Annotated in this window: 10 protein-coding genes and 1 tRNA gene; all 11 read right to left on the reverse strand. The window is 67.1% G+C overall.

The features are described 5' to 3' along the window. Positions 1–98 precede the first annotated feature (98 nt). The 11 genes from AB852_RS27440 to AB852_RS27495 all read right to left on the reverse strand — a co-directional run bounded on the left by AB852_RS27440 (position 99) and on the right by AB852_RS27495 (position 15,136). Positions 99–4,010 carry a DNA-directed RNA polymerase subunit beta' gene (locus AB852_RS27440; RefSeq protein ID WP_073792898.1) on the reverse strand — a complete coding sequence of 1,304 codons (3,912 nt, stop codon included), beginning with the start codon at positions 4,008–4,010 and terminating at the stop codon, positions 99–101. A gap of 96 nt (positions 4,011–4,106) precedes the next feature. Further along, the gene (rpoB, locus tag AB852_RS27445; protein WP_073792899.1) at positions 4,107–7,592 is read right to left on the reverse strand and encodes a DNA-directed RNA polymerase subunit beta; all 3,486 of its coding nucleotides are present in this window, start codon (positions 7,590–7,592) and stop codon (positions 4,107–4,109) included. 619 nt (positions 7,593–8,211) lie between these two features. Further along, a complete protein-coding gene (gene rplL, locus AB852_RS27455) occupies positions 8,212–8,592 on the reverse strand; it encodes a 50S ribosomal protein L7/L12 (protein ID WP_073792900.1) in 381 nt (126 codons plus the stop codon). 129 nt (positions 8,593–8,721) lie between these two features. Beyond that, positions 8,722–9,252, reverse strand: coding sequence for a 50S ribosomal protein L10 (gene rplJ / locus AB852_RS27460; protein WP_073792901.1), 531 nt, complete (start codon positions 9,250–9,252; stop codon positions 8,722–8,724). A gap of 790 nt (positions 9,253–10,042) precedes the next feature. Beyond that, positions 10,043–10,951 carry an SCO4651 family lipoprotein gene (locus AB852_RS27465; RefSeq protein ID WP_073792902.1) on the reverse strand — a complete coding sequence of 303 codons (909 nt, stop codon included), beginning with the start codon at positions 10,949–10,951 and terminating at the stop codon, positions 10,043–10,045. Positions 10,952–11,052: 101 nt separating this feature from the next. Then, a complete protein-coding gene (locus tag AB852_RS27470; RefSeq protein ID WP_073792903.1) occupies positions 11,053–11,928 on the reverse strand; it encodes an SCO4651 family lipoprotein in 876 nt (291 codons plus the stop codon). 165 nt (positions 11,929–12,093) lie between these two features. Continuing rightward, entirely contained in the window at positions 12,094–12,822 is a 729-nt protein-coding gene (rplA, locus tag AB852_RS27475; protein ID WP_073792904.1) for a 50S ribosomal protein L1, read from the reverse strand. 157 nt (positions 12,823–12,979) lie between these two features. Further along, positions 12,980–13,414, reverse strand: coding sequence for a 50S ribosomal protein L11 (rplK, locus tag AB852_RS27480; RefSeq protein ID WP_073792905.1), 435 nt, complete (start codon positions 13,412–13,414; stop codon positions 12,980–12,982). 202 nt (positions 13,415–13,616) lie between these two features. Next, on the reverse strand, positions 13,617–14,573 hold the full coding sequence (nusG, locus tag AB852_RS27485; RefSeq protein WP_073792906.1) for a transcription termination/antitermination protein NusG: 957 nt from the start codon (positions 14,571–14,573) through the stop codon (positions 13,617–13,619). A 90-nt stretch (positions 14,574–14,663) separates the two neighbouring features. Then, positions 14,664–14,951 carry a preprotein translocase subunit SecE gene (gene secE / locus AB852_RS27490; protein WP_073792907.1) on the reverse strand — a complete coding sequence of 96 codons (288 nt, stop codon included), beginning with the start codon at positions 14,949–14,951 and terminating at the stop codon, positions 14,664–14,666. A 112-nt stretch (positions 14,952–15,063) separates the two neighbouring features. After that, a tRNA-Trp gene (locus AB852_RS27495) sits at positions 15,064–15,136 on the reverse strand. Between the last annotated feature and the right edge of the window lie 8 nt (positions 15,137–15,144).

The raw sequence follows: 15,144 nt of genomic DNA on the forward strand, positions 1-15,144 counted from the left end.
AGCACCCAGGGCCCGGCAAAGGCGGAAGGGCGGCCACCCCAGGGGGTGACCGCCCTCCGACGACCTACGCGCACACGTGAGCGCGTACGCGGGCCGGACTACTGGTTGTACGGACCGTAGTCGTAGTCCTCCAGGGGAACGGCCTGGCCGGACCCCGTACCGAACGGCGAGTAGTCGATGTCGTCGTACCCGACGGCCGAGTACATCGCGGCCTTCGCCTCCTCGGTCGGCTCGACCCGGATGTTGCGGTAGCGGGACAGACCCGTACCGGCCGGGATGAGCTTACCGATGATGACGTTCTCCTTGAGGCCGATCAGGGAGTCGGACTTGGCGTTGATCGCCGCGTCCGTCAGAACCCTGGTCGTCTCCTGGAAGGAGGCCGCGGACAGCCACGACTCGGTCGCGAGCGACGCCTTGGTGATACCCATGAGCTGCGGACGCCCGGACGCCGGGTGACCACCCTCCTGGACCACACGGCGGTTCTCGGTCTCGAACTTCGAACGCTCGACCAGCTCGCCGGGCAGCAGCTCCGCGTCGCCCGACTCGATGATCGTCACCCGGCGCAGCATCTGCCGGATGATGATCTCGATGTGCTTGTCGTGGATCGACACACCCTGCGAGTTGTACACCCGCTGGACCTCTCCGACCAGGTGGATCTGGACGGCACGCTGACCGAGGATGCGCAGCACGTCGTGCGGGTTGGTGGCACCCACGATGAGCTTCTGGCCCACCTCGACGTGATCGCCCTCGCCGACCAGTACGCGCGACCGCTTGGAGATCGGGAACGCCGTCTCCTCGCTGCCGTCGTCCGGGGTGACGACGATCTTCTTCGTCTTCTCGGTCTCCTCGATACGGATGCGGCCGGCCGCCTCCGAGATCGGGGCGACACCCTTGGGCGTACGGGCCTCGAAGAGCTCGACGACTCGCGGCAGACCCTGGGTGATGTCGTCACCGGCCACACCACCGGTGTGGAAGGTACGCATCGTCAGCTGGGTGCCGGGCTCACCGATGGACTGGGCGGCGATGATGCCGACCGCCTCACCGATGTCGACCAGCTTGCCGGTGGCCAGGGAGCGGCCGTAGCACATGGCGCAGGTGCCGACGGCGGACTCGCAGGTCAGGACCGAACGGGTCTTGACCTCCACGATGCCGTAGCGGACGACCTCGTCGATGAGGACGTCACCGAGGTCGGTACCCGCCGGGGCGAGCACCTTGCCGTCGACGACGATGTCCTCGGCGAGGCAGCGCGCGTACACGCTGGTCTCGACGTTCTCCGTCTTGCGCAGCACACCGTCCGCACCGCGCTCGGCGATACCGAGGCGCAGGCCGCGGTCGGTGCCGCAGTCCTCCTCGCGGATGATGACGTCCTGCGAGACGTCGACCAGACGACGGGTGAGGTAACCCGAGTCGGCGGTACGCAGGGCGGTGTCCGCCAGACCCTTACGGGCACCGTGCGTGGAGATGAAGTACTCCAGCACGGACAGACCCTCACGGAACGACGCCTTGATGGGCCGCGGGATGGTCTCGTTCTTGGCGTTCGACACCAGACCACGCATACCGGCGATCTGACGCATCTGCATCATGTTTCCGCGCGCGCCCGAGTTCACCATCATGAAGATCGGGTTCGTCTTCGGGAAGTTGTCGTTCATCGCCTCGGCGACCTCGTTGGTCGCCTTGGTCCAGATCGCGATGAGCTCCTGCGTGCGCTCGTCCTTGGTGATCAGACCGCGCTCGTACTGCTTCTGGACCTTCTCGTCCTGGGCCTCGTAGCCCTTGACGATCTCCTTCTTGGCCTCGGGAACGACCACGTCGGAGATGGCGACGGTGACACCGGAGCGGGTGGCCCAGTAGAAGCCGGACGCCTTCAGGTTGTCGAGCGTCGCCGCCACGATGACCTTGGGGTAGCGCTCGGCGAGATCGTTGACGATCTCCGAGAGCTGCTTCTTGCCGACCTCGTAGTCGACGAACGGGTAGTCCTCGGGCAGCAGCTCGTTGAAGAGCGCGCGGCCCAGGGTCGTCCGCAGCCGGAAGGTGTCACCGGGCTGCCACTCGCCACCGAAGCCGTCAGGACCGGCCTCGTCGGCGGGCGGGGTCCAGCCGCGCGGCGGGATGGTGCCCACCGGGAAGCGGATGTCGACCCGGGACTGGAGCGACAGCTCGCCGGCGTCGAAGGCCATGATGGCCTCCGCCACGGACGCGAAGGAACGCTCCTCGCCCTTGACGTTGCGCATCTCGCCGTCGGTGGTCAGGAAGAACAGACCGAGGACCATGTCCTGGGTCGGCATCGTGACCGGGCGGCCGTCGGCGGGCTTCAGGATGTTGTTCGAGGACAGCATCAGGATGCGGGCCTCGGCCTGCGCCTCCGCGGACAGCGGAAGGTGCACGGCCATCTGGTCACCGTCGAAGTCCGCGTTGAACGCGGTGCAGACGAGCGGGTGGATCTGGATGGCCTTGCCCTCGACGAGCTGCGGCTCGAACGCCTGGATACCCAGACGGTGCAGGGTCGGGGCGCGGTTCAGCAGCACCGGGTGCTCGGCGATGACCTCTTCGAGGACGTCGTACACGACGGTGCGGCCACGCTCGACCATGCGCTTGGCCGACTTGATGTTCTGCGCGTGGTTCAGGTCCACCAAGCGCTTCATCACGAACGGCTTGAAGAGCTCCAGCGCCATGGCCTTGGGCAGACCGCACTGGTGCAGCTTGAGCTGCGGGCCGACGACGATGACGGAACGCGCCGAGTAGTCGACCCGCTTGCCGAGCAGGTTCTGCCGGAATCGGCCCTGCTTGCCCTTGAGCATGTCGGACAGCGACTTCAGCGGACGGTTGCCCGGTCCGGTGACCGGACGGCCGCGGCGGCCGTTGTCGAACAGCGCGTCGACGGCCTCCTGGAGCATCCGCTTCTCGTTGTTCACGATGATCTCGGGCGCGCCGAGGTCGAGAAGCCGCTTCAGGCGGTTGTTCCGGTTGATGACACGGCGGTACAGGTCGTTCAGGTCGGAGGTCGCGAAGCGGCCACCGTCCAGCTGCACCATCGGACGCAGGTCCGGCGGGATGACCGGGACGCAGTCCAGGACCATGCCCTTGGGGCTGTTGCTGGTCTGGAGGAACGCGGAGACGACCTTCAGCCGCTTGAGGGCACGGGTCTTCTTCTGGCCCTTGCCGGTGCGGATGATCTCGCGGAGGCGCTCGGCCTCCTCCTCCAGGTCGAAGGACTCCAGGCGCTTCTGGAGCGCGGCGGCGCCCATCGAGCCGTCGAAGTACGTGCCGAAGCGGTCACGCAGCTCGCGGTAGAGCAGCTCGTCGCCCTCCAGGTCCTGGACCTTGAGGTTCTTGAAGCGGCTCCACACCTCGTCGAGGCGGTCGATCTCGCGCTGGGCGCGGTCGCGGAGCTGCTTCATCTCACGCTCGGCACCCTCGCGCACCTTGCGGCGCACATCGGCCTTGGCGCCCTCGGCCTCCAGCTCGCCCAGGTCGCCTTCCAGCTTCTTGGCGCGGGCTTCGAGGTCGGAGTCGCGGCGGTTCTCGATCTGCTGGCGCTCGACGGAGACATGCGCCTCCAGCGAGGGCAGGTCCCGGGTGCGGCGCTCGTCGTCCACGTACGTGATCATGTACGCGGCGAAGTAGATGACCTTCTCCAGGTCCTTCGGCGCGAGGTCCAGGAGGTAGCCGAGGCGTGAGGGAACGCCCTTGAAGTACCAGATGTGGGTGACGGGCGCGGCGAGCTCGATGTGGCCCATCCGCTCACGTCGCACCTTGGCGCGGGTGACCTCGACGCCACAGCGCTCACAGATGATGCCCTTGAAGCGGACACGCTTGTACTTACCGCAGTAGCACTCCCAGTCCCGGGTCGGACCGAAGATCTTCTCGCAGAAGAGTCCGTCCTTCTCGGGCTTGAGCGTGCGGTAGTTGATCGTCTCGGGCTTCTTGACCTCTCCGTGGCTCCACTGCCGAATGTCGTCAGCGGTGGCCAGGCCGATCCGAAGCTCGTCGAAGAAGTTGACGTCGAGCACTATGCGTCAATCCCTCTCAGGGTTGTGTCTCTCGTGGTCTGTACGGGGTCCGGGGCTGCGGCCGGGATCACCTGGAGGTGATCCCGGCCGGACCCGTCAGACCTCTTCGACGCTGCTCGGCTCGCGCCGGGACAGGTCGATGCCGAGCTCTTCCGCTGCGCGGAAGACGTCCTCGTCGGTGTCGCGCATCTCGATGGACATACCGTCCGAGGACAGCACCTCCACGTTGAGGCACAGGGACTGCATCTCCTTGATGAGCACCTTGAAGGACTCGGGGATGCCGGGCTCGGGGATGTTCTCGCCCTTGACGATCGCCTCGTAGACCTTCACGCGGCCGGTCACGTCGTCGGACTTGATGGTGAGCAGCTCCTGGAGGGCGTAGGCGGCGCCGTATGCCTCCAGCGCCCACACCTCCATCTCTCCGAAGCGCTGGCCACCGAACTGGGCCTTACCACCCAGCGGCTGCTGGGTGATCATCGAGTACGGACCGGTCGACCGGGCGTGAAGCTTGTCGTCGACCAGGTGGTGGAGCTTGAGGATGTACATGTAGCCGACCGAGACCGGCTCCGGGAACGGCTCGCCGGAGCGGCCGTCGTACAGGTTCGCCTTGCCGGTGGGCTGGACCATGCGGTCGCCGTCGCGGTTCGGGATGGTGTGCTCCAGCAGACCCGCCAGCTCGTCCTCGCGGGCGCCGTCGAAGACGGGCGTGGCGACGTTGGTGCGCGGGGCGACCTGGTCGGCCTCGATGGCCTGGAGGCGCTGCGCCCAGTCGTCGGCGAGACCGGAGACGTCCCAGCCCTGGCTGGCGAGCCAGCCGAGATGGATCTCCAGGACCTGTCCGGGGTTCATCCGGGACGGGACACCGAGCGGGTTGAGGATGATGTCGACCGGGGTGCCGTCCTCCATGAACGGCATGTCCTCGATCGGGAGGATCTTGGAGATGACGCCCTTGTTGCCGTGGCGTCCGGCGAGCTTGTCGCCGTCCGTGATCTTCCGCTTCTGGGCGACGTAGACCCGGACCAGCTGGTTGACGCCGGGCGGGAGCTCGTCGCCTTCCTCACGGTCGAAGACGCGGACGCCGATGACCTTGCCGATCTCGCCGTGGGGCACCTTCAGCGAGGTGTCACGGACCTCACGGGCCTTCTCACCGAAGATCGCGCGCAGCAGCCGCTCCTCGGGGGTCAGCTCGGTCTCGCCCTTGGGCGTGACCTTGCCGACGAGGATGTCGCCGGCGACGACCTCGGCACCGATCCGGATGATGCCGCGCTCGTCGAGGTCGGCGAGGACCTCTTCGGAGACGTTCGGGATGTCCCGGGTGATCTCCTCGGGGCCCAGCTTGGTGTCACGGGCGTCGACCTCGTGCTCCTCGATGTGGATCGAGGAGAGGACGTCGTCCTGCACGAGGCGCTGCGACAGGATGATCGCGTCCTCGTAGTTGTGACCTTCCCAGGGCATGAACGCGACGAGCAGGTTCTTGCCCAGCGCCATCTCGCCGTTCTCCGTGGCGGGACCGTCGGCGAGGACCTGGCCCTCGATGACGCGGTCACCCTCGGAGACGACCACCTTCTGGTTGACGGAGGTGCCCTGGTTGGAGCGGGAGAACTTGGCGACGCGGTACGTGGTGTACGTGCCGTCGTCGTTGGTGACGGTGACGTAGTCGGCCGAGACCTCCTGGATGACACCGTCCTTCTCCGCCTTGATGACGTCGCCGGCGTCGGTGGCACAGCGGTACTCCATGCCGGTACCGACGAGCGGGGCCTCCGCCTTGATCAGCGGGACGGCCTGACGCATCATGTTCGCGCCCATGAGGGCACGGTTGGCGTCGTCGTGCTCCAGGAAGGGGATCATCGCGGTCGCGACGGACACCATCTGGCGCGGCGAGACGTCCATGTAGTCGACGTCCGTGCCGGGCACGTAGTCGACCTCTCCGCCACGGCGGCGGACCAGGACGCGGTTCTCGGCGAACAGCATGTCGTCGGTCAGCACGGCGTTGGCCTGCGCGATGACGAAGCGGTCCTCCTCGTCGGCGGTCAGGTAGTCGACGTCGTCGCTGACCCGGCCGTCGATGACCTTGCGGTACGGGGTCTCGACGAAACCGAACGCGTTGACGCGGCCGTAGGAGGCGAGCGAGCCGATCAGACCGATGTTCGGGCCTTCGGGGGTCTCGATCGGGCACATGCGGCCGTAGTGCGAGGGGTGCACGTCACGGACCTCGAAGCCGGCCCGCTCACGCGAGAGACCACCCGGGCCGAGCGCCGACAGACGGCGCTTGTGGGTGAGCCCCGAGAGCGGGTTGTTCTGGTCCATGAACTGCGACAGCTGGCTGGTGCCGAAGAACTCCTTGATGGAGGCGACGACCGGCCGGATGTTGATCAGGGTCTGCGGCGTGATCGCCTCGACGTCCTGGGTGGTCATGCGCTCACGCACGACACGCTCCATACGGGCGAGACCCGTACGGACCTGGTTCTGGATGAGCTCGCCCACGTTACGCAGACGACGGTTGCCGAAGTGGTCGATGTCGTCGGTCTCGACGACGATGGACCGGCCCGACTCGCCGATCGTCTCGGTCTCGCCGGCGTGCAGCTTGACCAGGTACTTGATGGTCGCGATGACGTCGTCGTTGGTGAGCACGCCGGCGTCCAGCGGCTCGTCCGCGCCGAGCTTCTTGTTGACCTTGTAGCGGCCGACCTTCGCGAGGTCGTAACGCTTGGGGTTGAAGTAGAGGTTCTCCAGAAGGGTCTGGGCGGCCTCACGGGTGGGCGGCTCGCCCGGACGCAGCTTGCGGTAGATGTCGAGCAGCGCGTCGTCCTGGCCCTGGGTGTGGTCCTTCTCCAGGGTGGCGCGCATGGACTCGTACTCGCCGAACTCCTCCAGGATCTGCTCGGTGGTCCAGCCGAGAGCCTTCAGAAGGACGGTGACGGACTGCTTGCGCTTGCGGTCGATGCGGACACCGACCATGTCGCGCTTGTCGATCTCCATCTCCAGCCAGGCACCCCGGGACGGGATGATCTTGGCGGAGAAGATGTCCTTGTCGGACGTCTTGTCGATGGAGGAGTCGAAGTAGACACCGGGCGAACGGACGAGCTGCGACACGACGACACGCTCGGTGCCGTTGATGACGAAGGTGCCCTTGTTGGTCATGAGCGGGAAATCGCCCATGAAGACCGTCTGGGACTTGATCTCGCCGGTCTCGTTGTTGGTGAACTCGGCGGTGACGAAGAGCGGCGCGGCGAACGTGAAGTCGCGCTCCTTGCACTCGTCGATGGAGTTCTTCGGAGGCTCGAAGCGGTGGTCGCGGAAGGTCAGCGACATCGACCCGGAGAAGTCCTCGATCGGGGAGATCTCCTCGAAGATCTCCTCCAGACCTGACTTCCTGGGGACGTCCTGTCCGCTTTCCAGAGCCGCCTCGACACGAGCCTTCCACGCGTCGTTGCCGAGCAGCCAGTCAAAGCTCTCGGTTTGCAGCGCAAGAAGGTTCGGAACCTCAAGGGGCTCCTTGATCTTTGCAAAGGAGATGCGCAGCGGGGCGGTGCTGGCGCCGTTGTTCGTATTCGCGGTCGAGGCAGTGCGCGAGGCGGCCAAGAGGGGGTCCTTCCGAGGGCTCGGACTCACTACGCGCGTACCGGTCCCCCGCCTGGACACAGAGACAGAAGACCCAGGTCAGGGCCGGGTATCGACTCGATGCTCAAGCATGGGCATGCCCCTGGTGACGGGCAGGAGGCAGCTAACAGGCAGCGCAAAGGGTCAGTGTAGCCACAAGGCTCACTGATGTCCAGCTCGGGTTCTGCGACACCCTCTGTGTTCTCAACACCTGCTGCCAGTCACGCCCTCAATGCACATCGATACTGCCCTCTTCGCCGTCGATCCATGCCTCGGATCGCGGATCGTTGTGACGACGCGTCCTGAGAATTGCGCGCTGCGTGCGGTTCGTCAAGGCCCCCACCCCCGAACCGGGTGCCGCGATCGTCACTGATCACCGTCGTCGCGCGCCGTCACCGGGGCCGCCGGAGACACAACGAAGATCACCATACTCGTCAGCGCCCGGACCGCAAGCAGCCCTTCGGGCGACCCCCGGAACGCCGAACGGCGACCACCCACTTGGGTGATCGCCGTTCAGGGTGTCCGCGTTACAGCGAACGGGTGCGAGGGGCGCCACAAGGGCGCCCGGCTCGCCGGGAAGCCGTACAGGCTCCCCTTCGGGTCACTTGACCTCGACGGAGGCGCCGGCGCCCTTGAGGGACTCGGCAGCCTTCTCGGCGGCCTCCTTGGCGACCTTCTCCAGGACGGGCTTCGGGGCGCCGTCGACGAGGTCCTTGGCCTCCTTCAGGCCGAGCGAGGTCAGCTCACGCACGACCTTGATGACCTGGATCTTCTTCTCGCCGGCACCGGTGAGGATGACGTCGAACTCGTCCTGCTCCTCGGGGGCCTCGGCGACAGCGGCAGCGCCACCGGCGGCGACGGCGACCGGGGCGGCGGCCGTGACGTCGAACTTCTCCTCGAAGGCGGAGACGAACGCGGAGAGCTCAAGGAGGGTCATGTCCTCGAACTGGGCAAGCAGGTCATCCTGGCTGAGCTTCGCCATGACGGGCGATCCTTCCACTAATTCGGCGGGTGCCGGGTGTATATGTCAGGCGGGCGTACGTCGGGCCCGCTTCGACCTCCGCTGACGCGACCGGGGTCACGTCACGCGGGGATCAAGGTGCGAGCCGAATTACTCGGCACCGCCCTGCTCGGCCTTCTTGGCGCGAAGCGCTTCCGCGGTGCGGACGAACTTCGACGGGAGCGCCTGGAAGAGCGCGGCAGCCTGCGACTGCTTGCCCTTCATTGCGCCCGCCAGCTTGGCGAGCAGAACCTCGCGGGACTCAAGGTCCGCGAGCTTCTTGAACTCGTCGGCGGACATCGTCTTGCCGTCAAGGACTCCGCCCTTGATGACGAGATTCGGGTTGTCCTTGGCGAAGTCACGAAGACCCTTCGCCGACTCCACCGGGTCACCGGTGACGAAGGCGACCGCTGTCGGACCGTTGAAAAGGTCGTCCAGCGTCGAGATCCCGGCCTCATTGGCCGCGATCTTGGTCAGCGTGTTCTTCACCACGGCGTACTGGGCGTTCTCACCGAGCGAACGGCGCAGCTGCTTGAGCTGTGCCACGGTGAGACCGCGGTACTCGGTCAGCACGGCGGCGTTCGAGCTGCGGAACTTGTCCGTCAGCTCGGCAACCGCGTCAGCCTTGTCGGGCCTCGCCATGAGTCTCGGCCTCCTTCCGGGTGATTCGGACCGCGCGGACCCGAAGGAGGAAAACTGGGGAAAACGAAACGCCCCGGCACGGGTGCACGGGGCGTGGCTCTACCGGACGTGGTCCGGGAACGTTCCTCGGTCACCTGCGCGGGTCGTCCGCTCGTTCAGCGGAATCCTTCGGCCACCGCGGCTCGGACGAGCGCGCGGCAACGACCAGCGGTCTTTGGCTTCTCGCCGAGAGTACGGGAGGCTGGGGCCGCCGAGCAAATCGACCGGGTCGCCTGCGCTTGCGCTTCCGAGGTCCGTCCGGCTGGGCGTACTCGTCCCTGTGCGGGTCGCTCGGTGGGTGCGCAGTTCCCCGCGGGTCGCCTTCGCTTGCGCTTCCGAGGTCCGTCCGGCTGGGCGTACTCGTCCCTGTGCGGGTCGCTCGGTGGGTGCGCAGTTCCCCGCGCCCCTGGATGCTGCCCTCTTACGGTCGCTCTTCGGGCGCGGGCCGGTCCTCGTCTTTGCGCAGTTCCCCGCGCCCCTGAAGGGGCACCCCCTTCCTCGCGCAGTCGCAGGACTCAGCGAAGGGGGTGGGCGGGAATCTCTGCTCGCAGACTCCGATGCTCTTCAGTCGGGCAAGGAAGCGTCGTACCGAGCGTGTCGGATCGAGGACGGAGAATCCCGACCGGCACCGACCCGAAGAACAAGCAGAACGCGCCCCAAAGGGGCGCGGGGAACTGCGCAAAAACGACGAACGACGGCACAGGACCGAAGTACGCCCAGCCGGACAGACCCAGAAGCGCAAGCGAAGGCGCTACGCGGGGTCTTCTTTGTCGAGCTTCTTGATCGTCTCAAGGAGGTCGAGGGTCTCGGACGCCTTCGGCACCTCGGCCTTCACCTCCGTGCCGTAGTCCGAGTACTTCGTGCTGATGTCGATGACACCCCGCTCGACCTGGGTCTTGACGTCCATCCGCACCGGGAGGTCGTCACCGTTGACCCAGGCCTCGATGTCGTACCCCTTGACCCCGGCCTTCTTCATGTTCTTGAGGAGCTCGTCCCGCTCCTCCTTGTCGAGGTCCGCGAGCGCGTCGTTCGTCTTGAGCATCTCGGCGACCGTGAGCTTGCCCTTGTAGTGCTCGGCCTCGGCGCCGTCGATCTTCTGCGTACCGACGTGCTTCAGGTTGGGCGACTCCAGGAGCAGCGCGAGCTGCTGGGCCGGGTCCTGGTTCGTGTTCTCCAGGCTGATGTCCAGCATGGTCCGCGGGGTGGGGTCCTTCGTCTCCTCCGCGTACTCCGCGACCGCCTTGGTGTCCATCTTCAGCCAGCGCTTGCCCTCCATCCCCGAGGCAGCGGTGGAGCCCATGTCCATGTACATGACGCCGTCGCGCTGGACCGTACGCGACTTGTCCGGGGTGCCCGGCTCGTCGCCCAGCGAGGAGCCCGTGAGGGTGACGTCCATGACGGACGGTTCCCAGCCGACCACGCCGGACATGTCCATGTCGCCGCCGCCGTTGGCGAACGGCATTCTCATGGTCATGTCGACCTTGGCGGACTTGGCGTCGGTGGTCTTCTTGAAGGCGGCGGTCAGCGCCTTGGCCGGAGACGCCGACGAACCGTCACTCTTCGCGTCGGAGTCGCCGCCGCTGCACGCGACCCCCGTCGTACACAGCAGTGCCGTCGTGAGCACCGCGCCGATGATCCGCGGCTTCTTGTTGGTCTGCATTGCCCCACCCCTGTACAAACATGACGATCTCACTGCGGATCAACGACCCTACCGGAGCTCATCGGCACCGCCCGGCCCACGACGTACCACCGGAAACAGGGCTATTGCCCGGCTCGGGAGGGCAAAAGCGCCGCGTAATCGACGGTGTCCGCGGGCGGGGGCGCGGTCACCGGGGCGACGCGCACGCCGAACTGGCGGTAATACGCCGTGCTGTGCAGCGTCCCGGCGGCGGTCTCGCTGCGTTCGGCGCGCTTGACGAGGCGGCCGGCCCCGTCGATCCATACGTCGACGCGTTCCTCGGTGACCCCGGCGGCCCGGAGCTGGTCGCGCAGTTCGGCGGACTCGTCGGCGGCGGGGCCCCGGGTGGGCAGGTCGGCGGGGCGCAGGGTGCCGGTGTACCGGGTGGCGGGGACGCCGCGTACCGTCTCGCGGCCGGTGCGGCGGGTGTCGGGGGCGGCGAGGAGGAGTTCCACGGACTGGTTGGGGGCGAAGTTCGCCGAGGAGTCGTGGGGGTGGCGGACCCAGTGCCGGCCGCCGGACTCCGCGGCGAACGCGTCGCTCATCCGCGCGTAGTACACACCGTCGACGAACCGGGCCTCGGTGGTGCCGATGTCCAGGCCGCGCAGCGTCCCGACGAGGGTGCCACCGGTGTAGCGGATGGTCAGGGCGCCGTTGAGGCCGTCGCGCCAGCCGAGGGTGCCGGTGGTCCGGGTGGAGACCCGGTCACCCATGGTCATGACGGCGGTGACCCGTGCGGAGCCCGCCTGGCGGGTGACGGTGGAGGCGGTGCGCAGGGCGCGCAGCACCTCGGCGGGGACGGTGGCCCGGGGCCGGGGGTCGTCGCGGTCGCCTGGGGCCTCACAGGCGGTCAGGGCGAGGAAGCCGCAGCCGGTGATGAGCAGGAGCGGTCCGAGCACGAGCGCGCACAGGGACAGCAGGGTGCTCCGGCGGGTGACACCCGTACGCGCTGTGCCCATGTCCCGCAAGCCCCCGTCCCCCGCCGTGTGCGGCGCTGCCCGCACGCTAGCGCAGGTCAGGCCGAGCCGAGGGGGGAACGGCGGGCAACGGGACGGGCCCCGTGCCCTCCGGGGGAACCGGAGGGCACGGGGCCCGTGAGGTCACGCGCGCGTGGACCCGTTCGCTCAGACGGCGGCGGGGTCTTCCTCGGTGAGGAGGTTGCGGGTGCGGTTGGGGTCGACGGGCACACCGGGGCCGACCGTCGTGCTGATGACGGCCTTCTTGATGTAGCGGCCCTTCGCGGCGGACGGCTTGAGACGGAGGATCTCCTCCAGGGCCGCGCCGTAGTTCTCCACGAGCTTGGTGTCGTCGAAGGACACCTTGCCGATGATGAAGTGGAGGTTGGAGTGCTTGTCGACGCGGAACTCGATCTTGCCGCCCTTGATCTCGTTCACGGCCTTGACCACGTCCGGGGTCACCGTGCCGGTCTTCGGGTTCGGCATCAGACCACGCGGGCCGAGGACGCGGCCGAGGCGGCCGACCTTGCCCATGAGGTCCGGGGTGGCGACGACGGCGTCGAACTCGTTCAGGCGCTGGCCCTTGGAGATCTCGTCGATGAGCTCGTCGGAGCCGACGATGTCGGCGCCGGCGGCACGTGCGGCCTCGGCACGGTCACCGGTCGCGAAGACCAGGACCCGGGCGGTCTTGCCGGTGCCGTGCGGGAGGTTCACGGTGCCGCGGACCATCTGGTCGGCCTTGCGGGGGTCGACACCCAGCCGGAAGGCGATCTCGACGGTGCCGTCGTACTTGCTCGTGGAGGTCTCCTTGGCGAGACGCACGGCTTCGAGCGGGGCGTAGAGCTTGTCCCGGTCGATCTTGGCGTCAGCGGCGCGGAGAGACTTGCTGCGCTTCACTTCTGCTCCTGATTTGCAGATTTTCGTCTGGCGGCAAAGCAGCCACCGGACGGGGATGGAGTCGTGGTACGGGCCAGCGCTGGCCCTGCCACATCACTGAAGGTCGTACGGGGTCGTACACGCGCGTACGGGAGGTACGAGCGGGTACGGGAGGGGGTCAGCCCTCGACCGTGACACCCATGGACCGGGCGGTACCCGCGATGATCTTCGCGGCGGCGTCCAGGTCGTTGGCGTTGAGGTCGGCCATCTTGGTGGTGGCGATCTCACGGACCTGCGCCTGGGTGATCTTGGCGACCTTGGTCTTGTGGGGCTCGCCGGAGCCCTTCTCGACACCGGCGGCCTTGAGGATCATCCGCGCGGCCGGCGGGGTCTTGGTGATGAAGGTGAAGGAACGGTCCTCGTAGACCGTGATCTCCACCGGGATGACCCAGCCACGCTGCGACTCGGTCGCCGCGTTGTAGGCCTTGCAGAACTCCATGATGTTGACGCCGTGCTGGCCCAGCGCGGGGCCGACCGGCGGAGCCGGGTTGGCCGCGCCGGCCTGGATCTGGAGCTTGATAAGCCCCGTGACCTTCTTCTTCTTGGGAGGCATTGCTCTCTCCGGGTCCTAGTGAGAGGTGTGAGCGCCCCAGCCGGTCATCCGGATGGAGGCATACCGCACAACGATAACGGGTATGGCCGTACGGTGAAAAACCGACAGGTCAGAACGGTCACGAGGACCGTTCCGACCTGGTCGGAAGCGGATGCTCCAGGAGATCCTGGCGCCGGGGGCCCGCTGGGGCGCCCCGGGCGGCTCAGTTCTTCTGGATCTGGTCGAAGCTCAGCTCGACCGGGGTCTCGCGGCCGAAGATCTCGACCAGACCCTTGACCTTCTTGGAGTCGGCGTTGATCTCGTTGATCGTGGCCTGGAGGGTCGCGAACGGACCATCGGTGACCGTGACCGAGTCGCCGACCTCGAAGTCGAGCACCTGGACCTCGATCTTGCGCTGCGGCACAGGACGGCCCTCGGCGTCGGCAGCCTCACGGGCTGCCTTGGCCTCGGCCTCCGGGGCGAGCATCTTGACGATCTCGTCCAGGGTCAGCGGGTACGGGTCGTAGGCGTTGCCGACGAAGCCGGTGACACCGGGGGTGTTGCGGACAACACCCCAGGACTCGTTGGTGAGGTCCATCCGGACCAGGACGTAACCGGGAAGCTTGTTCTGGCGGACGTTCTTACGCTCGCCGTTCTTGATCTGGACGATCTCTTCCTCGGGCACTTCGGCCTGGTAGATGAACTCCTCGACGTTCAGCGAGACGGCACGCTGCTCCAGGTTCGCCTTCACGCGCTTCTCGTAGCCCGCGTAGGTGTGGATGACGTACCACTCGCCGGGGAGGGTGCGCAGTTCCTCGCGGAACGCGGCGGCGGGGTCGACCGGCTCGGCCTCTTCGGCCGCCTCGTCCTCGGTCTCGGTCCCGTCCGTGTCCTCGCCGGTGGCCTCGTCCGCGTCGGTGGCCTCGGCGTCGTCACCGTCGGTGTCGGCGTCGGCCTCTTCGGCGACGGCGGTGGCCTCGTCGGTGTCCGTGTCCTCGACGTCCTCGTCCTCGACGTGGAGCGCGGCTTCCTCGGCCGGCTCACCCGCGGCGATGTCGGCAGCCTCGGCCTGGTCCGGGTCCTCGGCGTCCGCGGCCTCCACGATGTCGAGCTCGTCCTCGATGGACTCCGCATCGACCTCAGCGGGCTCGACGGCGTCGTTCAGGTTCGGGTCAGACACGGTGGCTGCTTCTTCCTGGATACAGAGGGGTGGAACACGCGAAAAGGACACCGGCGTCGGCGTCCTTCACTCGCGGCTGTGCTTCCGGCATCAGCCGAAGACGTACTTCGCGACTCGGTCGAGACCCAAGTCAAGCACGGTCACGATGCCGATCATGATGACCACGAAGATGATCACGACGGTCGTGTACGTCGTCAGCTGGGAGCGCGTGGGCCAGACGACCTTGCGCAGCTCCGCGACGATCTGGCGGTAGAAGAGCGCGAGCCGACCGAACGGGCCCTTCTTGCCGCGCTTGCCGCCCTTGCGGCTCTTCTTCTCGGATTCAGGAGCTTCGTCCTGAGCATCAGGCATGTCGATGGAGCCCACGGCGTCCGTCACTCGTCCTCACCTGATTCCCGGGTCGGCCGTGCCGCGCCCGGTTGAGCCGCACGACGGTGCATTGCGGTACGTACAATCGCATCCACACATCCGGAGGAGGAAGTGTGCCTTGCAGGGCCGGAGGGACTTGAACCCCCAACCGCTGGTTTTGGAGACCAGTGCTCTACCAATTGAGCTACGACCCTTTGGTTCG

This window comes from Streptomyces uncialis, from assembly GCF_001905345.1.
GTDB classification, from domain to species: Bacteria; Actinomycetota; Actinomycetes; order Streptomycetales; family Streptomycetaceae; genus Streptomyces; species Streptomyces uncialis.